Origin of the sequence: Streptomyces sp. NPDC057617, assembly GCF_042800555.1 — a bacterium.
GTDB lineage: Bacteria > Actinomycetota > Actinomycetes > Streptomycetales > Streptomycetaceae > Streptomyces.
The window spans coordinates 1,094,720-1,117,828 of sequence record NZ_JBHVGV010000001.1; the positions used below are offsets into that span (position 1 = coordinate 1,094,720).

General features: G+C 69.4%; 14 protein-coding genes and 1 pseudogene. 7 read left to right on the forward strand and 8 right to left on the reverse strand.

Annotation, left to right across the window (positions count from 1 at the left end):
* Positions 1-186: 186 nt before the first annotated feature.
* Positions 187-897, reverse strand: a complete 711-nt coding sequence (locus ACFU9P_RS04785; RefSeq protein ID WP_384077785.1) for a hypothetical protein — start codon at positions 895-897, stop codon at positions 187-189.
* 343 nt (positions 898-1,240) lie between these two features.
* Between ACFU9P_RS04785 and ACFU9P_RS04790 the strand changes: the two genes are divergently transcribed.
* Entirely contained in the window at positions 1,241-4,078 is a 2,838-nt protein-coding gene (locus ACFU9P_RS04790; protein ID WP_384077786.1) for a LuxR C-terminal-related transcriptional regulator, read from the forward strand.
* 45 nt (positions 4,079-4,123) lie between these two features.
* Here the strand turns inward: ACFU9P_RS04790 and ACFU9P_RS04795 are convergent, their stop codons facing one another.
* The 4 genes from ACFU9P_RS04795 to ACFU9P_RS04810 all read right to left on the reverse strand — a co-directional run bounded on the left by ACFU9P_RS04795 (position 4,124) and on the right by ACFU9P_RS04810 (position 10,552).
* Complete coding sequence (locus ACFU9P_RS04795; RefSeq protein WP_384077787.1) at positions 4,124-7,096, reverse strand: NHLP bacteriocin export ABC transporter permease/ATPase subunit; 2,973 nt, start codon at positions 7,094-7,096, stop codon at positions 4,124-4,126.
* A 1-nt stretch (position 7,097) separates the two neighbouring features.
* Positions 7,098-9,215, reverse strand: a complete 2,118-nt coding sequence (locus ACFU9P_RS04800; RefSeq protein ID WP_384077927.1) for an NHLP family bacteriocin export ABC transporter peptidase/permease/ATPase subunit — start codon at positions 9,213-9,215, stop codon at positions 7,098-7,100.
* 143 nt (positions 9,216-9,358) lie between these two features.
* Complete coding sequence (locus ACFU9P_RS04805) at positions 9,359-10,165, reverse strand: HlyD family efflux transporter periplasmic adaptor subunit (protein ID WP_384077788.1); 807 nt, start codon at positions 10,163-10,165, stop codon at positions 9,359-9,361.
* 171 nt (positions 10,166-10,336) lie between these two features.
* The gene (locus ACFU9P_RS04810; RefSeq protein ID WP_376379169.1) at positions 10,337-10,552 is read right to left on the reverse strand and encodes a type A2 lantipeptide; all 216 of its coding nucleotides are present in this window, start codon (positions 10,550-10,552) and stop codon (positions 10,337-10,339) included.
* Positions 10,553-11,537: 985 nt separating this feature from the next.
* Between ACFU9P_RS04810 and map the strand changes: the two genes are divergently transcribed.
* Positions 11,538-12,305, forward strand: a complete 768-nt coding sequence (map, locus tag ACFU9P_RS04815; RefSeq protein ID WP_384077789.1) for a type I methionyl aminopeptidase — start codon at positions 11,538-11,540, stop codon at positions 12,303-12,305.
* A gap of 159 nt (positions 12,306-12,464) precedes the next feature.
* On the opposite strand, the gene rox is transcribed toward map, so the two are convergent.
* The gene (rox, locus tag ACFU9P_RS04820; RefSeq protein ID WP_384077790.1) at positions 12,465-13,901 is read right to left on the reverse strand and encodes a rifampin monooxygenase; all 1,437 of its coding nucleotides are present in this window, start codon (positions 13,899-13,901) and stop codon (positions 12,465-12,467) included.
* A 352-nt stretch (positions 13,902-14,253) separates the two neighbouring features.
* Between rox and ACFU9P_RS04825 the strand changes: the two genes are divergently transcribed.
* Entirely contained in the window at positions 14,254-15,150 is an 897-nt protein-coding gene (locus ACFU9P_RS04825; protein ID WP_384077791.1) for a polysaccharide deacetylase family protein, read from the forward strand.
* A 44-nt stretch (positions 15,151-15,194) separates the two neighbouring features.
* On the opposite strand, the gene ACFU9P_RS04830 is transcribed toward ACFU9P_RS04825, so the two are convergent.
* Complete coding sequence (locus ACFU9P_RS04830) at positions 15,195-16,388, reverse strand: acyltransferase family protein (RefSeq protein ID WP_384077792.1); 1,194 nt, start codon at positions 16,386-16,388, stop codon at positions 15,195-15,197.
* A 499-nt stretch (positions 16,389-16,887) separates the two neighbouring features.
* Between ACFU9P_RS04830 and ACFU9P_RS04835 the strand changes: the two genes are divergently transcribed.
* The 3 genes from ACFU9P_RS04835 (at position 16,888) to ACFU9P_RS04845 (ending at position 20,834) form a co-directional block, all read left to right on the forward strand.
* Entirely contained in the window at positions 16,888-18,207 is a 1,320-nt protein-coding gene (locus ACFU9P_RS04835; protein WP_384077793.1) for an MFS transporter, read from the forward strand.
* Positions 18,208-18,561: 354 nt separating this feature from the next.
* Positions 18,562-19,581, forward strand: coding sequence for a RimK family alpha-L-glutamate ligase (locus tag ACFU9P_RS04840; RefSeq protein ID WP_384077794.1), 1,020 nt, complete (start codon positions 18,562-18,564; stop codon positions 19,579-19,581).
* Between the two features lie 2 nt (positions 19,582-19,583).
* A complete protein-coding gene (locus tag ACFU9P_RS04845) occupies positions 19,584-20,834 on the forward strand; it encodes an MFS transporter (protein WP_384077795.1) in 1,251 nt (416 codons plus the stop codon).
* 39 nt (positions 20,835-20,873) lie between these two features.
* Here the strand turns inward: ACFU9P_RS04845 and ACFU9P_RS04850 are convergent, their stop codons facing one another.
* Positions 20,874-21,587, reverse strand: coding sequence for a LuxR C-terminal-related transcriptional regulator (locus ACFU9P_RS04850; RefSeq protein WP_376379193.1), 714 nt, complete (start codon positions 21,585-21,587; stop codon positions 20,874-20,876).
* Positions 21,588-22,179: 592 nt separating this feature from the next.
* On the opposite strand from ACFU9P_RS04850, the pseudogene ACFU9P_RS04855 reads away from it, so the two are divergent.
* Positions 22,180-22,974, forward strand: a pseudogene (locus tag ACFU9P_RS04855) (enoyl-CoA hydratase/isomerase family protein); the annotation flags it as partial.
* Positions 22,975-23,109 lie beyond the last annotated feature (135 nt).

A 23,109-nucleotide genomic window follows, 5' to 3' on the forward strand; every position in this document is an offset into this window, starting at 1 on the left:
GTGGGGTTGGGGGTTGGGGTTTGGTTGTGTTTGGGGGGGGGGGAGGGGGGGGGGGGGGGGGGGGGGGGGGGGGGGGGGGGGGGGGTGGGGGGGGGGGTGCGGGCGCTGGCTGGGGGAATCCCCCCCCCCCCCGGCCCGTCCGTACACACGCACACGCTGCTCGCGGCCTTCAGCGCGATTCCCGGCTCAGCCGCAGTGGCGGAACGCGTCCGTCGTGCCGCCGGTGGTGACCAGGCCGGAGCTCTGGTCGAGCACCACGATGGTGGCCGGCTGCGTCTGTCCGCCTCGGCACCTGATGTCCGCGACGTACTGCCAGCCCGGCACGGTGCCGGAGGCGCTGACGCTCAGTGAGCCCAGCGAGTAGGGCGCGACCGTGTTGATGCCCACCGCGTAGAACCGCACCACGCCGTTCGGGCTGAGCCCGCTGCCGGTGGCGTACAGGTAGCCGCCCAGCTGGTGGAACGTGGTGGAGACGGACACCCCGCCGCGGGGTGTCGCGCCCGGGTCCGCCAGCCGCCACGGGGCGTTGGCGTTGTCGGCGCGGGCCTGGTCGCGGCTCGCCGGCGGTACGCAGACGTGGTCCGAGGGCCGCGTTTCGCGCCAGACGAAGCCCGGCTTGCAGGTGTCAGGACCGTAGATGCCGCCGTTCGGCTCCCGGCGGGACGGCCCCAGCGCGTTCTCCGTCGCGATCTCGGAGCGGATCTGCGGCGTCACACAGACCAGGTCCGACGCGACCGCCTCCCGCCACACGAAGCCCGACGCGCAGGTGTACGGACCGTACGGCAGGTCGGCCGCCATGGCCGACGGGCCCGTCACCACCAGTCCCGTCAACAGCGCCACCGCCGCGATCAGCCCCGCCAGTGCGCGGCGCAAGAAGCCGGAGCCGGCTTCCCCCACGGAATTCTCCATGGCATTCACGCCACCGCGGGCCGTACTTCTTCTGCCATTTCCTCTGCCATGCATGTGTTCTCCTCGGTCGGTCCTCAACACGGTGGCCGATATCGGCCACCGGAGTCTCAAAACAGCGCTGAAGCGAGTTTTCGCCATTCAACGAGGGTCGATTCACAGCCAGAACAGGTGATGCGGAGCCGGTCGAATTCCACCGGGAGCACCAATGGACGCGGGCGGTGTGAAACCTATCCATACGGCAGTTTCATGTCGTGAGTAATGCGATACTCAGCCCGGCAGCGCCGGACCAGCGGGCCCGGCGGGTGGGGCTGATCCACACGGAGGGCTTCCGATGGAAGACCGGATAGATCGTCCGATATCGCCGGAACCTTCCGCACACGAGGCCTATCCGCCTTATCCGCCCTCTCCCTCCTGGCCGTTCACGGGCCGGGACGTGACGCTTGCCGAACTGACATCGCTGATGGAGCACTCGGCCCGGCCGGTATTGCTGATCACGGGCCCCGTCGGCGTCGGCAAGACGCGAATGGCCCGGGAGCTGCTGTCCGGAGCCGAAACCAAAAACGGAGCAAAAAACGGAACTGGAACCGAAACCGGAACGGCCGTACCCCCCGGGCGATTACTGACGGCGTCCGCCACCGAAAGCGTCGCGCGCATTCCCTTCGGCGCCTTGGCGCACCTGTTGCCGACAACGTTGCCCACGGCCGGCGGGCGTCCCAATCTGCTGCGGGTCCTCGCCGATGGGCTGCTCGCCGGCATCGGTGACGGACAGCGGACCCTGCTCGTCGACGACGTGCATCTGCTCGACGACGGTTCGGCTTCCCTCCTGCTGCATCTCGCCGTACGGAGCGGTATGCACGGCTCCACGCACGGCGGTATGCGGATCGTCCTCACCGGCCGCTCCGATGTGCCGATGCCCGATGCCGTCGAGGCGTTGATACGCGGAAACTACGCGGACCGGGTCGATCTGCCGCCGCTGGGCGCGGATTCCGTCAGCCGCCTGCTGGAACGTACGCTGCGCGGGCAGGTGCAGACCGCGACCGCGCACAGGCTGTGGCAGTACAGCGGCGGCAATGTGCTGTGGCTGCAGCAGCTCGTCGACGCGGGGCTCGCCTCCGGCACGCTGGCGGTCGTCGGTGAAGTGTGGTGCTGGCAGGGGCCGTTCCAGCTCAGTACACGTCTGGTCGATCTGGTGAGCCGGCGTATCGGGCAGCTCTCCGCGCCGGTGCAGCGTGCCGCGGAACTCATGGCGTTGGGGGAACCCCTCGGCGTGACGGTCTTCGAACAGCTCACCGGCCCCGCGGTCATGGACGAACTCGACCGCCGCGAGCTGATCATCGGCGAGAAGGACGGCTGGCGCACCCAAGTACGGCTGGCCCATCCCCTGTACGGCGAGGTGCTGCGCCGGCGGACGCCCCCTCACCGGTGGCGGCGCCACTGCCGGGATCTGGCCGAGGCGATCGAGCGTACGGGCATGCGCCGGCGCGAGGATCCGGCCCGGGTCGGCGGCTGGCGTCTGGAAGCCGGTGATCTCACCGATCCGCGGTTCCTTCTCTCCGCGGCCGAACACGCCGTACTGACCATGGACTTCACCCTGGCGGCGCGGCTGGCGCGAGCGGCGTGCGACGCGGGTGGCGGTGCGCCGGCCCAGCGGGCGCTGGCCGTCGCGCTCGGCTATACGGGGGACGGGGTGCGGGCGGAGCAGGTCCACAGCGGACTGTCGGGGACCATCACATCCGAGCGCGAGCAGTTGCAGTCGGTGCAACTGCGGGCCGCCAATATGTTTCTCGCCCTCGACCGCCCCGCCGACGCCCTGGACCTGCTGCGCCGTACGGAAGAGACCATGGCCGACGAGGCCGCGCGCGCCGAACTGGCCGCCCTGCAAGCCCTACTGCTCGCGGCGCAGGCCGACTGGCCGGCGTACGCGGAGGCCGTCGCCCGCGCCCGGCAGTGCGTACCGCCGACCCCGGGGACAACGGTCAGGGTGTACTACGCCGAGTGCATCGATCATTTCTGCCACGGCCGGACGGACGCCGCGTTACGGCTGGCCGAATCGGCGTTGATGATCCTGTCGGACGGGGACGACATGCCGTTCCTGCACGCCGGTCTGCTGAGCTGGCTGTGCAACGCGCAGGCGTTCTCGGGACGGCTGGGGGAAGCCGAGGCGATCGCCACTGCCGAGTACCGGCAGGCGCGGGAGTCCAACTGGGTGGCGAGCCAGGGTGCTTGGCAGATCTTCCTCGGCAGGATCGCCGCGCGCCGCGGACAGTTGCGGTCGACCCTGCGGCACATGCGCGAAGCGGCCTCCATACTGCGCGACGACGCCACCTGGGGCCAGCAGGCGCTGCTGTACGGTGAATGGGCCACCGTGGAGGCGATGACCGGCAACGCCGCCGAGGCGCAGACGCTGCTCGACCAAGCGCATCTCGCCCATGTGCAGTCGTACCGCATCCTCCACACCCTGGCCTTCCGGATGGCGCAGCCATGGATCCTGGCAGCCCGGGGCCGCCTGCGCGATGCCGCGCGCCAGGCGATGCGCGCGGCCGACGACGCCCGCCAGGAGCAGGCCTTTTTGTGGGAGGCGGAGTTGCTGCACCTGCCGGTACGTCTCGGTCAGTCCGCGGCCGTCTCCGGCCGGCTCGTCGAACTCGCCGCCGTCTCCGACAACCCGCACATCAGGATCTACGCCGAACACGCCGGTGCGTTCGCCGACCGCGACGCGTCCGCGCTGGAGGAGGTCTGCGCCTCGTTCCAGACCGCCGGCATGCACCTGCACGCGGCCGAGGCCGCCGCACACGCGGCACGCCTGTGGTTACGCAACGGAAGCACGGTCCACGCACAACGCGCCGCCGACCGCTGCCTTCAGCTCGCGCGACACTGCGAGGGCGTCATGACACCCGCCGTTCTCGCCTGCTGGACCCCCGAACTGACCGACCGGGAAAGGGACATCGCGCGCCTCGCCGCCGACGGACAGAGCAGCCGGCAGATCGCGAGCCTGCTCGGCATCATGGTGCGTACCGTCGACAACCACCTGTACCGCGTCTACCGCAAGACCGGTGTGACGAACCGACGCGAACTCCGTAACGTCCTCACCCTCGGCCTCTCCGAACCCACCGACGGCACTGACGGCACCGAAGCAGCCGGCGCCACCGACGAGTTCGGGGACCGCTGACGACCGACGGCGGACATCGCCGTGGGCCGCACCGTACGACCCCTGTCACGTCATCTGCCGTCGCACCAGCTCGTACAGCCGGCCGGCCGGGTCCGCCAGCAGGGCGGCCGGCGGGCCCTGCTCGACCACGCGGCCGTCCGCCATGACGATCACCCGGTCCGCGTCCATGACCGTGGTCAGCCGGTGGGCGATGACCAGCCGGCTGGCGCTCAGCTTGCGGGTGCTCTCGACCACGATGCGCTGTGTCTCGTTGTCCAGCGCGCTGGTGGCCTCGTCGAAGAACAGGATGCGCGGCCGGCGGATCAGCGCCTGGGCGATCATCAGCCGCTGCCGCTGGCCTCCCGAGATCGCGCCACCGCCGGCGATCATGGTGTGCAGACCCATCGGCATGCGCTTGATGTCCTCGGCCAGGCCCGCCATTTCCGCCGCCTCCCACACTTCCTCCTGGGTGAAGGCCTCGGCGCCGCAGATGCAGTCCAGGATCGACCCGGTGAGCGGCTGTGCGTTCTGCAGGACGACTCCGCACTGACGTCGTACGGCGGCCTGGTCGAGGGCCGCCAGATCCTGGCCGTCGTAGAGCACACTGCCGGACAGCGGCTTGTCGAAGCCGATGAGCAGGCGCAGCAGTGTCGACTTGCCGCATCCGCTCGGGCCGACGACCGCCACGAACTCGCCGGGCCCGACCTCGACGGACACGTCGTCGAGAGCCAGCGGGCCGTCGTCGGTGTAGCGGAAGGACAGGTTTCTGGCCGCTACGCCGCCCGACAGGACACCGGGCTGCGCGCTCGCGCCCCGTACCTCCGGCGGCTCGTCCAGGATCGGCCTGACCTGCTCGAACAGGGGCAGTGCCGCGGCGCCCGAGATGAGTGCGCCGGTGATCTGCGTGACCGATGTGAGCAGCATGGTCACCGACGTGCTGAAGGTCAGGAACGCGCCGGCCGACATGCTGCCGCGGGCCGGTCCCGCGAGCAGTACGAACATGATGAACGTACACAACGGCAGATATACGGCGTCGAGAACGGTGGTGAGGTTCTTGATCCGGCCCGTCCGCTGCTGAAGCTCGCGTGAGCGGGCGAACTCGCGTGCCCACGCGGCGTACGCGAAGCTCTCGGCGGCGGCGACGCGCAGCTTGGGAAGGCCGCGCAGGGTCTGGAACGCCTGGTTGTTGAGCTTGTTGCCGAGTTCGACGAGCCGTCGCTGCCAGCGGAGCTGCCACAGCCCCATCGCGAGGAACACCGAGCCGATGACGATCAGCATCGCGACCGCCGCCAGCGCCAGCGGCACGTTGTAGAAGAGCAGCAGCCCGAGATTCATCGCGCCGACCGTGCCTGCCTGCACGGCCACCGGACCGGTGCCGGACAGCACCCGGCGGATCGCGCTGATGCCCATCGCCGCACTGGCCAGCTCCCCGGTGGAGCGCTCGGTGAAGAACTTCGTCGGCAGCCGCAACAGCCTGTCCCAGACGGCTGGTTGCAGCGAACTCTCGATCCGGCCCTCGATCCGCAGGATGGTGAGGTTCTGCAGCAGCATGAACGCGGCGGAGACGATGCCGGTGACGACGAGTGCCAGGGAAACCTGGACGATGAGACTGTTCTCGGCGTTCGGTACGTACACACCGAGCACCTGGCCGGTGGCGATGGGCACGAGCCCGCCGAGCCCGACCGTGACCAGTCCGGCGATGAGCAGATGACGCATCTCCGTCCGGGTGCCGCGCAGGCTGAAACGGAACAACCGCCACAGTGTCAGGGGCTGTTCGGGGAGCGGGCGGTAGAACATCACGGCGCGCGGTTCGAGTTCGGCGGCGTTGGCGGAGCCGATACGCAGCCGCAGACCCGATGCCGGGTTCACCGCCTCGTACCCGCCCCGGCGCCACAGCAGTGCGACCGGCGCGCCCGACTTGCCCCAATGCCCGACCATCGGACCGGTGTCCGTACGCCACCACCGCCCGTCCAGCCGGACGGCGCGGGTACGGATCCGGGAGGTGACGGCGATGCGCTCGACGAGGGAGACACGTGCGCCCCCGCGCGCGTCGTCGGTGACACCGGCCGCGCCGCCCTTCGGCGGTCCGGTCAGGGTGATGCCCGACGCTTCGGCGACCAGACGGCAGACGGCGTACGTCGTGTCGTCGTCGGTTCCTTCGCCGCCCGCGGAACTCCGCCCGGCCCGCTCCGGCCTGCCGATGGAGGCCAGCAGTGCCTGGTCGGCCCGCGCCCCGGCCGCTTCGCCCGCCTTGATGCCGGCCGCCGTACGGTCCTCGTGGGCGCGCTCCACCCGTTCGATCCAGCGGTCCACGGCGGACAGCAGCCGGAACTGCCGGTCGACCATCCCCTGCCACATCGTGCCGTCGACGAGCAGGTCGCCCGCCGCCTCGGCGCTGTACGAGGCGCCGTAGCGCACACTGCCCTCGGGGACCGGCATCCACAGGACGTCGTCGTCGGCCACGGCCTCGTCGACCGCGGAACGGCCGTCGAGCGGTGCCTCGAACAGGACGCCGAAGCCGCGGCCGACACCGAGAGCGAAGGCGTGCTCCAGCGGCGCGTGCGGTCCGTAGGGGTCGTCGTGCGCGTAAGGATCCCGGTACGCGTGAGGATCCTCGTACGCATGAGGCTCCGCGGACGCCTGGCCGTAGGCGTCGTAATGGCCGTAATCCCCGTACTCGGGCCGGTGTCCGTACTCGGGCCGGTGGAGTTCGCGCAGGGGGATCCTGCGCAGCAGGCAGTCCTGCGAGGGTCTGCCGAGCAGTGTGTGCGCGGGCCCCTCGACCGGTCCGAGCAGCAGCGTTCCCGCTTCGAGGCGGCCGAGGAAATGCCAGTGTCCCTCCTCGGCCACGCCCACGGCGAACAGGTCCAGCGCTCCGCCCAGGACGAGCCACAGCATCTGCGGCCCCTCCAGCGGCACACTGCGCAGACCCGCGCAGTCGACGGGTGCGCCGAGACCGCCCAGCGCGAGAATCACCGGGTCGGCACCGCCCGGTTCAGGATCCGCGCCCGGCTGGTCCGTGGGGCGTACGGACGACACGTCAGTGCTCCTTGACCAGCTCGGCGTACGGGCCTCCGGCGGCGACCAGTTCTTCGTGCCGCCCCCGCTCGACGACCGCGCCGTGGTCCAGGACCACGATCTCGTCGCTGTCCCGCACGGTAGACAGCCGGTGTGCGATCACCACGCACGCGCATCCGCGCCGCCGCAGATTGTCGATGATGACCCGCTCGGTCTCCGCGTCCAGCGCGCTCGTCACCTCGTCCAGGACCAGCACACTCGGCCGCCTTACCAGCGCCCTGGCGATCTCCAGCCGCTGCCGCTGCCCGCCGGAGAAATTACGTCCGTCCTGCTCGACCCGGCTGTGGATGGAGTCGGGACGCCGGGCGATCACGTCGTACAGCGCGGCGTCCCGCAGGGCGGTGATCACGGCCTCGTCGGATATCGACGGGTCCCACAGCGCCACGTTGTCACGGACCGTGCCCTCGAAGAGGAAGACGTCCTGGTCGACGAAGGAGACCGAGGCGGCCAGGGCGCTGCGGGAGATGTCGTCGAGTCGCTGTCCGTCGATCCGGATCGTGCCTTCCCAGGGGGCGTAGAGCCCGGAGATCAGACGGGAGACGGTGGACTTGCCGCTGCCTGACCCGCCGACGAGCGCGACCTGTTGGCCGGGCCCCACCGACAGGGAGAAGCCGGTGAGCAGCGGCTTGTCCAGCGGGCTGTAGCCGAACGTGATGTCCTCCAGCGTCACATGGCCCGTGAGCCTGCGCGTGCTCGCGTCCGGCTGTTCCCGTGAGTACAGCGTGTCGGCCGGGAAACTCTCGACATCCTTCAGACGCGCCACATCGGCCGCGAAATCCTGCACCCGGCCCGCCACTCCGTTCAGCCGGGTGATGGGCGCGGTGAAGCGCGTCACCAGCGCCTGGAAGGCGACCAGCAGACCGATCGAGATATGGCCCTCCACGGCCCGCAGCCCGCCGATCCACAGGATCAGCGCGCTGTTGAAGGTCGCGAGCAGCGGCGCGACGACGGCCAGGACCGCGCCGGGCACACCGAGTCGCTGCTGCTCGTCGAGTGTGGTGGCGTGCTGGCCGGCCCAGCGCCGGAAGTAGCCGTTCTCGCCGCCGGTGGCCTTCATGGTCTCGATCAACTGGAGGCCGGTGTACGAGGTGTTGGTCAGCCGGGCGCTGTCCGCGCGCAGCTTATGGGTGTGGGTGGCGCGCAGCCGGATCACGATCCGCATCGCGACCACGTTGAGCAGGGCGATCAGCACACCGATGACGGTGAGCTGGGGATCGTACGTCCAGAGCAGCACGGCGTAGAGGATCACCACGACCCCGTCCACCGCCGCGGCGGCGAGGTCCCGGGCCAGTGTCTCCGCCACCACGTCGTTGGACTGCAGCCGCTGGACCAGATCGGCCGGGCTGCGCTGCGCGAAGAACGTCACCGGCAGGCGCAGCAGATGGCGCAGGAACCTGGCACTGCTCAGGGTCGAGGAGATGATGCGGCCGCGCAGCAGATTCGCCTGTTGCAGCCCGGTCAGTACGGCGGTGAGCGCGACCATCGCGGCCATGGAGGCGAACAGCGGTCCCAGCACGGAGTCCTGACGGCCAATCAGGAACATGTCGATGTACGTACGGCTCAGCGCGGGCACGGCGGCGCCCACCGCGACGAGCAGCAGACTCGCCAACAGCGCGGCCAGCAGCGTGGATCGCGTACCGCGCAGCCTCGCGGGCAGGGCGCTCATGATGCCCGGCTTACGGCCGCCCGTACGGAAGGCGGCCGTCGGCTCGAAGACCAGCGCCACGCCGGTGAAGCTGGTGTCGAAGTCCTCCGGCGCGACGAAGCGCCGCCCCTTGTCGGGGTCGTTGATGTGTACGCCCCTGCGGCCGAACCGACGCCCCGCACCGTCGTAGACCACGTAGTGATTGAACTCCCAGAACAGGATCGCCGGCGCCTGCACCTCTGCGAGCGCACCCGGTTCCATCTGCATGCCCTTGGCCCGCAGACCGTAACTGCGCGCGGCCTTCAGGAGGTTGCTGGCGCGCGAGCCGTCCCTGGAGACTCCGCACGCGATGCGCAGCTCTTCCAGCGGTACGTGCCGGCCGTGGTGGGCCAGGACCATCGCGAGCGAGGCGGCACCGCACTCCAGCGCCTCCATCTGGAGCACGGTGGGGGTACGGACGGGCTTCCGCTTCTTGGCCTTGGCCTGCGGGGAGGCGCGGCGCGCACCGCGCCGGGGGGCCTGCGCGCTCTCGGGGCGGTGCCGGCCGCGGCCGGCCGGTGGCAGCCGCTGCTGCGTGCTCATGGAAGCAGCCAATCGATCGGGTGCTGCTCGGCCACATGGACGGAGCCGGTGGCGAGGGTCATGGAGTCGATCGCGTACGGAGGGCCGCCGGAGGACGACCAGGCGTAGCCCGATGTGGTGGCGGAGGACCGTTCGAGCCGCACCACAACAGCGATCGGCTGGCCGTCCTTGGAGAACTGCTCGCCGAGCTGGCTGTTGCCGAGGAAACCGCTGATCCGCTGGCGTGTCTGAGGGGTACGGCCCACCGCCTCGACCCGCCCGCGCAGCACCCCGTACTGCTGTGCCGGCACCGACTGGAGGGTGAGATCGACGGCGGCGCCCACGGGCACGGACGCCCCGTTGGCCATGGGCATGTACAGCAGCGCGACAAGGGGATCGTCCGCGCGGTCGAAGCGCTCCACGGCTGCCACGTCCGCCCCGGTGGTGACCACGGAGCCGATCGAGGCGACCAGTGTGGTCAGCCGGCCCGCGGCGATGGTGCGCACGACGCTGTTCCCCTGAGCCGTACGGACCTTGAGCAGGGGCGCGTCGGCGGCGACGCGCTGTCCCTCCTCGGCGAGTACGTCGGTGACCTGACCGGCGACCGGGCTCTGCAGGACATAGCTGCCCCGTATGTGGGTGAGGATTCCGGGCGCGGCGACCGTGGACGACACGGTGCCGGTCACGGCCCAGGCGCCGGCAGCGATCATCGCCACGACGGTGACGGCCAGCACGAGCCCGCCCCGGGGCCGGGCGTAGCGCACCGGAAGGTCGATCTCCTCGGGCGACTGCAGCTTGGAAAGTGCCTGTTGACGAAACTGCACGACACTCTTCCCTAACGTTCTTCCGTCGGCTCTCTTCCGTCGACGGCCGTCCCTGAACAGCCGTCCCTCAACGGCGGCCCCTCAACGGCCGTGTGTCCCGGATCCTTGGCGGCGGGTCCGGGACACACGGCATGTGATGCGGTCTCTCAGAGGTCTGTCTGAAGGGGAGTCCTAGAGACCGCCGACGACACCCAGGGCACCGGACGTGTTGGCGCCGGTGACCGAGTCGACGGTGCCGGTGACCATGCCCACGGTGCCGGAGACGGGAACGATGGAGTCGACGGTGCCGACCGCGGTGCCGATCACGCCGCCGAGGAGGCCACCGGACACGTTGTCCAGGTCGGCGTCGGAGATTTCCTGGGTGGCGACCTGGGGGGTGCTGTTCATGATGTGGGTGCCCTTCGTGTGGGTAATTCGGAATTGCCGCGGTCTCCCGCAGTGCGATGGATCAAAGCACAAAGCCGCGCGGGGCAGCCAATCCGATCGCGGGTGACGGTGAGCATTCCGGCACCCGGTCGGCGAGGCGTGCACACATGTCCATCAAGTGGTGGCAGCTCCTTCACACAACGGGCAGATTGAACATTCGCTGTCCGGAATGTCACTGCCTACGAACACGACATTCCCGCCCCCGGGTACACGGCGACCGTCCGGCGCGGGGGAAGCGCCCGGGGAGAGGGCGTGTTGCCTGAGTATTCGGTGTGCAGATTCATCGGACGGGCGTCTATGCGCGTCACATCACGGCGCGGCGCATTCGGGTCCGCGCGGTGACGTGCGGCGATGCACGGCGATGCGCCGTGCGCCGATGTGCGGTGAAGTACGGCGAAGTACGGTGAGTAACTCGGCATAATGTCGGGATGCCTGGCGTGGCGAGGAATGGGGCCTTTACTGGCATACCTTGGGGCATTGCGCACACCTGGGGGCGGCGCGCCGGCTGCGGGGTCGGTCCGTGCCGCGGGGGCTGCCGCGATCTCGCCGGAAATCTCTGTCAGGCTGTCGGCCGGAATTCCGCCGATCCGGGAATTTCTTCGCCGATAGGGCGCCTGATGCCGAGCAGTCCCGTATTCGAATCGCTCCGAGCGGACCACGAGGTCCGCGCCCGCGGCATCAGCGCAACCGGGAACCGATATCGCCGGGTAGCGCCGGGTGGTCCACGTCGTCCGGCAGCCGGTGGCCGAGAGCCGCCGGCCACGACACACCATCCGCCGGGCCCCGGGTTCGTCCCACGGCGGCGGTCACCGTGGACCTCACGGAGCAGCGCCCCGAACCGCTCTCCACGCTGCCGCTCCTGCGGCCTCGGAGGAACCCCCACCGCACCTGTGATACTAATACCGGTATAAGTATTGGGTAGCGGCATCGCAGGGAGTCACGGCACATGGTGGAGATCAAGACCGACACGGCGCTGGAGATGATGCGTGAAGCCGGACGCGTCGTGGCCCAGGCCCTCGCAGCGGCCCGCCGATCGGCAGCCGTCGGGGTCCGTCTGCGCGAGCTCGACGAAGCCGCCCGCACCGTCCTGGCCAAGGCCGGAGCACGCTCCCCGTTCCTGGGCTACCAGCCCTCCTTCGCCCCCACCCCCTTCCCCGCGGTGATCTGCGCCTCCGTCAACGACGCCCTCGTACACGGCATCCCCGACAACTACCGCCTGCGCGACGGCGACCTCGTCAGCATCGACTGCGGAGCCGAACTCGACGGCTGGACCGGCGACGCCGCGATCAGCTTCACCGTCGGCACCCCGCGCCCCGCCGACCTGGAACTCATCGCCGCCACCCAGCGGGCACTGGACGCCGGCATCGCCGCCGCCACCGTCGGCCACCGCATCGGGGACATCTCCCACGCCATCAACACCGTCGCCCGCACCGCCGACTGCGGCATGCCGACCGACTTCGGCGGCCATGGCATCGGCCGCCACATGCACGAGGACCCCCACGTCTCCAACCACGGACGACCCGGCCGCGGCTTCCCCCTGCGCCACGGCCTCACCCTCGCCATCGAACCCATGCTCATGGCCGGAGGACACAACGACTACCGCACCGACCCCGATGGATGGACCCTGCGCACCATCGACGGCAGCCGCGCCGCCCACATCGAACACACCATCGCCATCACCCACGACGGCCCCCGCATCCTCACCCTGCCCTGACCGAGGAACGGATCACACGCCGCCACACGCAGGCGCTTCACCTGTTCCGCACACCGCGCCGGACTGGACGCGCAGCACGCGCAGTCCCTGGATCAGGCAGATCCACGGAGTTCATCCCGTCACGACGCTGACCGACTCGGGGATGCCGCTGCTGCGCGTTCAGTCGACCGGCGTGCCGAACCACTTTGCCGTCCGGCTGAGCAGATCCGCCTGGTCTTCGCCGGCCCAGGCCACATGGCCGTCCGGCCGCAGCAGCACCGCGGGTACGTCCAGTTCCTCGCTGACGTCGACGACGTGGTCGATCCGGTCTGCCCAGCCCGACACCGACAGCCGGCCGGTCTGGTCGAGCAGCAGCCCGCGGCCGCCGTGCATCAGCTCGTAGAGGCGGCCGCGCTTCAGCCGCACGTCCCGCAGTCGTCGGCCGAGGAATTCGTGGCCCTCGCCGACGTCGTAGCGGACCCCGACCGCGGTGATCATCCCGGTCACGTACCGGTTCACCTCCTCGAAGTCCATCAGCGTCGAGAACAGCTTCCGCAGCGCGACCGCACCCGGATCGGTCCCCAGCAGCGTGATCTGCGCACGGGTGTTGTCCAGCACGGCGGCGCCCACCGGGTGCCGTTCGGCGTGGTAGCTGTCCAGCAGACCCTCCGGCGCCCAGCCGTTGACCGCGGCGGCCAGCTTCCAGCCGAGGTTGAACGCGTCCTGCACACCGAGGTTGAGCCCCTGCCCGCCGGTCGGCGGGTGGATGTGCGCCGCGTCGCCGGCCAGCAGCATCCGGCCGACCCGGTAGCGCTCGGCCTGCCGGGTGGCGTCGCCGAAGCGGGAGAGCCAGCGCGGCGAGTGCGCGCCGAAGTCGGTGCCCGCGTGCGTCCGTAGCTGCTGCTTGAACTCGTCGAGGGTCGGCGCCGACGTACGGTCCTCGGCCACGCCGTCGGCGGGCACGCCGATGCGGTACACACCCTCGTTCCCGTCCACGTCGGGGATGGCGCCGAACCGCAGTTGGGTCTTGCGGACTTCCGCGACGACGGCGGCAATCGTCGCCGGGTCCTCGGTCACCTCCATATCTCCCAGCAGCGTCTCGACCTTGGCAGGCTCGCCGGGGAAACCGATGCCGACCAGCTTGCGCACGGCACTGCGGCCGCCGTCGCACCCGACGAGATAGCGCGAGCGCAGGTGTGTGCCGTCCGCCAGCTCGGCGGTCACCCCGTCCTCGTCCTGGCTCAGCCCGACCACTTCGCAGCCGAGCCGGATCTCGGCCCCGAGTTCGAGGGCACGCTCGTTGAGCAGCCGCTCGGTGACCTGCTGCGAGACGGCGAGGCCGTACGGGTGCGCCGTGTCCAGCCGTTCCGGCCACGGCTTGTGGATGCCACCGAAGAAGCCGCCGGCCTCGAACTTCTCACCGACCGCGAGGAACCGGTCCAGCAGACCGCGCTGATCCATCACCTCGACGCTGCGCGCGTGCAGACCACGCCCACGGGACTGCCCGGTCGGCCCGGCCAACTTCTCCAGCACAACCACACGCACCCCGGCCAGCCGCAACTCCCCGGACAACATCAACCCGGTCGGCCCGCCACCGACCACGATCACATCAATCATCGCGAATCCCCGTTTTCCGCAGGTTCTGGCCTCGGCCGGAGATTCTGCAGCACAACCGGGGCCTTGCCGCAAGACCCCCCGTGCGCTATACGTTGAGAAGGGTAAGGGAGTGGGTATTCGCCTTGCCCTTTGTTGTGCGAGGAAAGACCGACGGCCTTCTCACGCACCCCAGCAGCGCCCCCGGACCACGTGCCGGACCGGACGGCGAATCCGAGGCCAACGCGTCGACGCACCTCGTGTGCGTGACACCAGGCGTCGGCGGTACGGTCGCGGGCGCGCTCGGACGGCACCCTCGCTCCGAGGTGGTCATATCCCCGTGCGGGACGTCTGGGCCGGGCCGCACACTGCGGGTATGGATGAGACCGCCGACCCCGCGCCCGTCACGCCTGCCGAGCGGTCGAGCGAGTTACTCGGATATCCACCGGATGCCCGGCTGCTGATCGTCAACTGCGATGACTTCGGGATGTACCCAGCAATCAACGCCGCGGTGATCGAGTCGATCGAGGAGGGCATCGCCACTTCGTGCAGCCTGATGGCCCCCTGTCCCGCGGCGCCGCAGGCTATGGAACTGCTCCGACGACGGCCGCGGATCCCGTTCGGAATCCACCTCACCCTGATGTGCGATATGCCCGACATCCGATGGGGGCCGATGGCCGCCAAGGAACGAGTTCCGTCACTGCTGGACCCTGCGGGTGAGCTGTTCTCGCCGACGCCCGCCGGACGGGCGGCCCTGCTCGGCCAGGCACGGCCCGATGAGATCGAACTCGAGTTCCGCGCCCAGATCGACGCCGTCGCCGACGCCGGGCTCACACCGGCTCATCTGGACTTCCATTGCCTCGCCGATGGCGGCCGCGACGACATTCTCGATCTGACCGTGATGCTGGCAGCCGAGTACGGACTCGCGGTCCGGGTCTGGCTCGAACCCGCGCGCCGGACAATGCGCCGACGCGGGCTGCCGGTCACGGACAACGAATTCCTGGACAGCTTCTCCCTCGGCATCGAAGGAAAAGCAGCCCAATACGCTCAGATGCTGCGGGACCTGTCTGCCGGGCTCAACGAATGGGCGGTCCATCCCAGTCTGGGAAACGAGGAGTCGCAGGCCATCGACAGTGGCTGGCCCGTGCGTCGGACGGACTACGAGTTTCTGACGTCGCCGCAGGCCCGTGACGTTCTTCAACAGGAGGACATAACCGTGATCGACTACCGGACGATCCAGCAAGTCTGGTCCCAGAACACGGGCCCTCGATGACCGATCCGGCAGTCCGTGCGCTACGCACTGCCCCCAACCCCAGCTCACGCCACGTCCGTGGCCCCGCGCTGGCGCGCGAACGACCTGTCCAGGCCCCTCTTCAGTATTCGCGCCACCGGGCGTTCCACGAAGCGGTGGATCAGCCAGCTCAGGGCCAGGAAGCCGGCGATCAGGGTTACGACCAGGAGGCGGGCGTCCAGGGTGTCGCGCAGGCGGTTGATCAGGGTTGTGCCGGCCGTGTAGTGGATGAGGTAGAAGGGGTACGTCAGGGCGCCGGCGGTGACGAGCCACTTGCCGCGGATGCGGTCGGTCAGGCCGGTGGCGATGGCGACCATGATCAGCAAGAACACGGTGAAGATGAGCACACTGCCGCGCCAACTGGAGACCCGCTCGACCGCGTCGATGCGGTGTCCCAGCTCCAACTGGCCCATCAGCCACGCCATGCCGAGGATGCCCCACAGCAACAGGTCCTGGCCGAACCGGTACATGAGGTAGAGCGCGAGCCCCGCGATGAAGTACCAGGCGCCGTCCGGGTTCGCGACCAGTACCAGCAGGCGGAAGCCGGACGCCGGGGCGAGCATTGCCGCGACGCCCCACACGCAGCAGAACGTTACGACCTTGCGGTACGTCAGGCCCGTGGCGACGACGACCAGGAAGAGCAGGTAGAAGCGCAGCTCCGACCAGAGGGTCCAGTACACGCCGTCGACGTTCGGTATGCCCGCACCGGACTGCAGCATCGTGAAGTTGAGCAGGATCTTCCGCATCTGCTGGCGCTCCCACACGCCGGGCAGTGCCACGAGGAAGCCGGTGGTGAGGACGATGGCGAACCAGTACGCCGGGTAGAGCCGGATCACCCGCGAGACGAAGAACTGCCGCGGGGTACGGCCCCAGCACGACATGCAGATCACGAAGCCGCTGATCACAAAAAAGATCTCGACGCCGATCCAGCCGTAGGCGGCGAACCGGAACACGGTGGGCATGATGTCGGACGTCGGCCGGTCCCAGATCGCGTTGCCCGGCTGGTTGACCCGGTAGGTGCCGACGTAGTGGTGTACGGCCACCATCAGGGCGGCGAGCAGGCGCATGCCGTCGATGGCGTACAGCCGACGGTCCTTCCGCCCGCTGACGACGATGTGCCCCTCCGTCGCTGTGGCGGGCCGCGGCGGCCGCTGGGCCACAGCGAGCGGCCGCTCCAGCGTGGGTGTCTCCTGCGTCCCGCCCACCCCCCGCATCAACATCTACTCGTTCCCGTCAGGGAACCCCGCCCGCGGACGGCAATCAGTGATGACCGGTGGCCGATCGCCTGCGCCTCGGGAGCGGCGAGAGCGGTTGGGAGGAGGGCGACGGACGCTGTCCTGGGAGCCGTCGCGGTACGTGTACGCATGTGAGTCCGTATCTGAACCGGGGCCTGATGGAGGTACACCAAACCCACACGAATCGGGGTTTCTCAACGCTCAAGACATGAGACCCGTACCGCCCTCCGATGGTTGTAGACCGAGTTGGACCGAATCGGACCGCACCCGACCGGTCACCGGGTGGCCCGCTGCCAAGCCGGTGACCCGCTTCGGCTACCGTGCGGACGGCAATAGCCCCGGGGATCGACAACGTGCTGGTCCCGTACGGCCGCCGGCCGTTCACGGGCCCCGCCGGATCGCGATCGCCATGGCGGAGCCGCGGCGCTCGCCGTGGCGGAGCCGTACGCCCCCGATCCCCAGCCCCAGGACGGAAGACCCTCGCATGTTCGCGCGTTCGCTCTGGTCCAACCGGGACTTCTCCGTCTTCTGGGCGGTCCAGGCGCTGTCCGAGGTCGGCAACGCCTTCTCGCTGGTGGCGCTTCCGCTGCTCGTGCTGCACACGACCGGGTCGGCGGCGCAGATGGGGTTGCTCACGGCCGTCGCGGGTGCCGCCTCGCTGCTGACCGGCCTGGTGGGCGGCGCCTGGGCCGACCGCTTCGACCGGCGGCGCCTGCTGATGCTGTGCGACGCCGCCCGGCTGGTGCTGTACGGGGCGATCCCGGTCTGCTGGGCCCTGAGCCCGCAGGTCTGGCTGCTGTATGTGGTCATGGCGCTGGCATCGGTCTTCGAGATGCTGTTCAAGATCACGTATGTCACCGCCGTGGCGAACCTCGTCGACAAGGACCAGATCGTCGCGGCGAACGGCCGGCTGGAGGCGACGAACGCGATCGCGTACATCGCGGGCCCGGCCCTGGCCGGTGTGGTGTCCGGGTTCTTCGGGCCGACGGCCGCCGTCGCGATCAACGCGGGCAGTTTCGGGATCTCACTGGTGGGCCTGGTGTTCATCAGGCTCAGGCCCGCCGCGCGGCCGTCGGCCGACGAGGCCGCGAGCAAGGCGCCCCGGGCTCACGACCTGCGCTCCGGCTTCCGTACCGGCGCCGCGTTCCTGTGGCGTACGCCGGTGCTGCGGGCGCTCACCGTGCTGCTGACCGTCACCACCTTCCTCAGCCTGGGCATGACCGACGTGTTCATCTACCACCTGCGGCACGGACTGGGGCAGGACGAACGTACGGTGGGCTACGTCCTCGCGCTGGGCGGGGTCGGTACGTGCGTGGCCGCCGCCGCGACCGCCAGGCTGCGCCGCTCCTGGGGGTTCGGCCGCTGCTGGCTCGGCGCGATGAGTCTGTGCTCGGTGTCGGTGCTGGTGCTGGGCGGCACCGGGAACGTGTCCGTGGCGGCCGTGACGATCTGTCTGTACTCCTTCGGCATGGCGCTGGCGGGCGTCTGCTCGATGTCCCTGCGGCAACAGGTCACGCCGGACCATCTGCTGGGCCGTGTCACCTCCGCGTTCTGGACGATCCACGGCAGCCTGGCGCCCCTCGGCGCGGCCCTGCTGACCGCCCTGGTCGGCCGACTGGGGACGCGCGGCCCGCTCACCGGAGTGGCAGTCGTCTTCCTGGCCGTGGTCGCCGCCGCCGCGTTCACCCCCGTACGCCAGCGCCACCCGGAACAGACCGCCACACAGCTCGCGCGGGCGCGACCCACCGATCCGGAAGCACCGAGCGAGGAAAGCCACGGAGATGACACCGAAGCCCGACAATGAGAACCGGCTGTACGAGATCGTGGCCAACCACCAGGAGCAGCACGCCATCTGACCCACCGACGGCTGGTCAACGGGCCCGGCGTGCTGAGGCCTTACGCCGGCCCGCCCGCGAGGACCGCGTTCCGTCGTGGTCGGCGCCGACGGTCGCCACTTCTCGACCGGGAGTCGGCGCGATCACCCACGCCACCCCGCCGCACCCCCTGTCGTATCGGCGCATGGCGCGGATACGAGGCCCCTGGGGCCGTGAAGGGGTTGGGGGTTGGTGCGAAAGTGGGGGGCTGCGGTGTTGCGCTCCGGGGGGTGGGGCGTGCGGCCGTGGTCTGTTCCCGAGGTCTTCCGTAGGAGTATGTGATCGTGCCCACCGAGCGCCTGGTGACCTGGATCTGCCATCCGGACGACTATCTTCCGGAGTACGTGGACAAGATCATCGCCCAGATGACCGAGCGCTGGGCGGAACCCTGTGCACGGCACGGTTTCCGCTTCCGGTTCGTCATGGCCAACGAGCTGGTGCCGGCGAGCACGGACCGGCCCCGGCTGTGGCACGACGGGGTGGATCTGCTGGAGACCCGGCAGGCGTACATCGTCGACGACGTCAGCGGTGATCCGCAGGCCACCCACTTCTTACGGGGGATCTACCGCACGATCGAGGCGAGCGACTCGGTTCTGCTCAACCGGTCGCTCGTCGGGCCCGAATGCCTGGAGCGGGACAAACTCGCCATCTTGGCGCATGCGACAACGCTCGGGATCCGCACGCCCCGTACGGTCGCGCTGCCGTTCGGGCGGTACGCGCGCAAGGGGCTGGATGTCGTACGCAAGGAGATCGGCGAGGGCCCGTACATCCTCAAGGCCCGGGAGATGGGCGTCGGTTTCGGGGTGCTGAAGCTGGACGGTTACGAGCAGCTCCGCGCCGCAGTCGACATCGTCTCCCAGACCGGACAGAGCTATATCGTCCAGGAGTATCTGCCCAACACCGGGGACCTGCGGGTGGCGATGGTCGAGGGGAAGTTCGCCGCGAGCATGCTGCGCAGGCCGGCCGAGGGCGCCTATCTGGCCAACATCACCCAGGGCGGCAGCGCGAGCGCCAACCCGGATGTCGCGGCCGTACTGGGCGATGTGGAGCGGATCGTGGCGGATCTGCGGGCCGGATACCTCTGTGTCGACTGGCTGCTGACGGAGGACGGTCCCGTCCTCGGCGAGTGGGGCACCGCCATGGCCGAGTTCTCCTCGATGCCCGAACCGGCCAGGTCCCAGCTCGCCGATGCCTTCTTCCCCTGGGTGGAACGGCTGTTGTACGAGGAGGGGGCGGCGGCCGGGACCCCCGAAGCCCGAATCCCCGAAGCCGGCGCGCGCGTCGCGTCCGGCGAAGGGCAGTGAGCATGGCGGATACCACGACGGAGGCGGAAACCTCGCAGGCCGCGGCCTCGCATCCGCCCGCCGTCGGAGCCGGGCTGGGATTCAGCCTGCTGTCCAACCTCGGTCTGGCGATCGTCCTGACGCTGCTTCCGGTGACGGTGCTGCACGGCGACCGGATCGTCCCGTCCGTCTTCTCCTTCGCCCTCTCCGTCCATGTCGGTTCGGCACTCGCCGGCGCGGTGCTCACGCCGATCGTGTTCGGCCGGCTCCATCCGGGCTGGATCCTGACGATCGCGTCCTCGCTGAAGGCCGCCGGTGTGGCCACCGTCGCGATCAGTACCACCGCCCCGGCCCTGTATCTCTTCGCGGTACTGGCCGGTCTGGGCGTGGGCATCTCACGTCCCGCGGTGCGCTCGCTCCTGATGAGCGCGGCGGGCGAGAACCGCCGCGCCCAGATCTTCCAGATCTTCTTCATCCTGCTCAACGCCGCCTATGTGCTGGCCCCGCTCGCGGCGGGACCGGTCGGCAGGAGCGGCGTCCCCGCGCTGTTCGCCCTGGCCGCCGTCGAACTGTGCGTCGGGCTCACCGTCGGACTGCTCGCCCGCGGACTGGACTTCGCCCTGCCGCCCCGGGGTTCGGGCGGGATGCGCAGACGGCTGGCGATCCTCAGGAACCCGGCCGCCGCGGTGCTGCTCGGCTATACCTTCGCGATCTACTTCGCGATGGGTTTCCTGTACTCGATGGTGCTGCTGTACGAGGTCGTCAACCCCGAACTGGCCGAGCACCGCACGCTGTTCCTGAGCTATCAGCCGCTGGCCATCATCGCCATCCAGCTCGCACTGCTGCCGTTCTTCGCCAAGCTGGCGCGCGGCGCGCTCTATCCGGCCGTCGCGGTGGCCGGCGGCACGGGGCTGGTGCTGTCGTTCACCGCCAGTCTGCCGCTGGTCCTCGCGGGGCTGACGCTGTTCGCGATCGCGGAGTCACTGGCCTTTCCCAAGATCCAGGTGGAGGCGGCCGACACCGTGCCCCAGGGGCAGCTCACCGATGTCTTCGCCCTGGTCAGTGTGGTCACGGCGGTCGGTGAGATCGTCGGCAACATGACGGCGGGACTCGCGGTCAGCACCTCGCTGTCCTGGCTCCCCGCGCCCACGCGCTCGGGCATGGGGGTCGGTCTGCTGGCCGGGGTGGTACTGCTCGTCGGCGGGATCGCTCTCGTACGGTCGATCACCCCGGCCGCGAGTCCGGCCACGGCTCAGCAGCCACGGAAGTCCTGACGTCGCGTCAGCGGCCGGCGATCAGCGGACGGCCGGCCGTCAGCGCGGCTCGTCTATGATCCGGGCCAGGAGATATCCCGCATGCATACGGTTACGGGCCCCGATCCGCGACATGATCTCGGATATATGGCGCTGGCAGGTCCGTAGCGACATGCCCATCCGGCGGGCGATCACCTTGTCCTCAAGGCCCTCGACCAGCAGCCGCGAAATGGCGAGCTGGATTTCCACGGACGTCCCTTTGACCTGACCCCGGTCATAAGAGACAGGAAATGGACGGGCCGCCGGCCAGGCCCGTTCAAAAGTGTGCACAACGAAACCCACAATGCTCAGTTCACCGACAACCACTGCTCCGTCCTGGTTGCCGTGCAAGGGCAGGACCGCGATTTCCCGGTCGAAGATGATCATTCGCATCAAGGCGTCGCTCAGCATACGGACATCGACCCCGAGCGGCGTCACATGCTTCACATAGTCGACCGTTGCCTTACTGAACTGAGCGGTGTGCTGATAAATCGTGCGCATGGAGATCCCGCGCCGCAGCACCGATTCCGTACGCTCCAGCGCCTCGTGCAGCACATCGGCCGGCCGCGCGCCGCCCGGCTGGGAGGTGAGGATTTCCTGTCGCGCTCCAGCGGAGAGTTCCGTGAGCGCCTTCCGTACGTCCGCCAGCTCCGGCAGCACCTCTATCTGCGGGCGGCTCCGGCGCTCGGCCGGACTCTGTTCATAGATCCTGGTGAGCGTGTCCAACTCGGTCATCAGCCGGATGATCCGCCGCTGACGGTCCTCCAACTGCCGTACGGCGGGGGCGATGAGCCAGGCTCCGGCTATCCGCGGCGACAACGGCGCATAGGTTCCGTCGTCGGCCGGCCGGAGCAGACGTAACTCCGCGAGCCGCTCCGCCAGCCGTGCCGCCTCGGTCTCCGTGGTATCCAGAGCCCTGGCGAGACCCGCCAAGGATGCATTCCCGGAACCGCAAACATATGCGTACGCCTCGCTGATCCTGTCGTCACCAGGAAACGGGGAGGTGTCTGCCGGCGGCACTGGCTCCATGATCTCGCTACCTCGCATCCAGAGAATCCGAAGAATCCGAATTATTTATATTTGAGCGATTGAATCTACTTTCCACCCGACGTATCCCCGCCTGGCGGCGATGCGACACGGCACCGGTCTGGAGAGGTCCCGCGGCGCATGACACATTGACGATGCGTAGGCATTGATGGGGTTCAGGGGGGAAGCAAGTCGTGCAGCGCGTGACCGATCATTTCGTTGATTCCGCTGTTCCCGCTCGTTTCAGGTGGGCAGGAATTCCCGGACGGGACTTGCATTCCGACGATCTGGGCTGGGGCTGATGTCCGGGCTCCGCTACGGAGAGTACATCCTCGTTCACCGGCTCGACAGCGGCCGAGTGGCGGAGCTGGTACTGAACCGTCCCGACCGGATGAACGCCGTCTCCGCCGAGCTGGGGGCCGCCCTGGCCGCGGCCACCGCGGATCTCGCCGACGACCCGTCCGTCGGTGTCACCGTGATCACCTCCAGCTCTGAACGCGCTTTCTGTGTCGGCGCCGACCTCAAGGAACGCCGGGGTTACAGCGAGGCGGACCGGACCGCCGCCCGCCCCGGCAGCCGCGCGGTCTACGCGGGTGTACTTGGGCTTCCGATGCCGGCCATCGCCGCGGTCGCGGGCTACGCCCTGGGCGGCGGCTACGAGATCGCGCTCTCCTGCGATGTGATCGTGGCCGACCCCGGTGCGACCGTGGGGCTGCCCGAGACCACCGTCGGGGTCATTCCGGGCGGTGGCGGCACCCAGTTGCTGCCACGGCGGGTGGGTGCGGCCACGGCGGCGCACCTTGTCTTCAGCGGACGCCGGGTGCCCGCCGCCGAGGCGTACGACCTGGGGCTGGTGGACTTTCTGGCACCCGCTGGAGAGGCCCGTGCCATGGCACTCGATCTGGCCCGCTCGTACGCCGCCAACTCACCCGTGGCGCTGCGGGCGGCCAAGCGCGCCCTCCGGCTGGGCCAGGGCAAGGACCTGGCGGCGGGCCTGGAAGTCGAGGACGCCGCCTGGCACACGGTCGCGCTCTCGGCCGACTGGGCCGAGGGTGTCGCGGCCTTCAACGACAAACGGACACCCGACTGGCCGGGATACCAGGCCCGTACCGAACACCGCTCCACACCGGACCGCGCCACAACAGACCACCCAGTAACAGATCGATCCACGACGGACCGCTCCACAACAGACCGCTCCACGGCCGAGCCTTTGACCGTCGACCGGTCCACA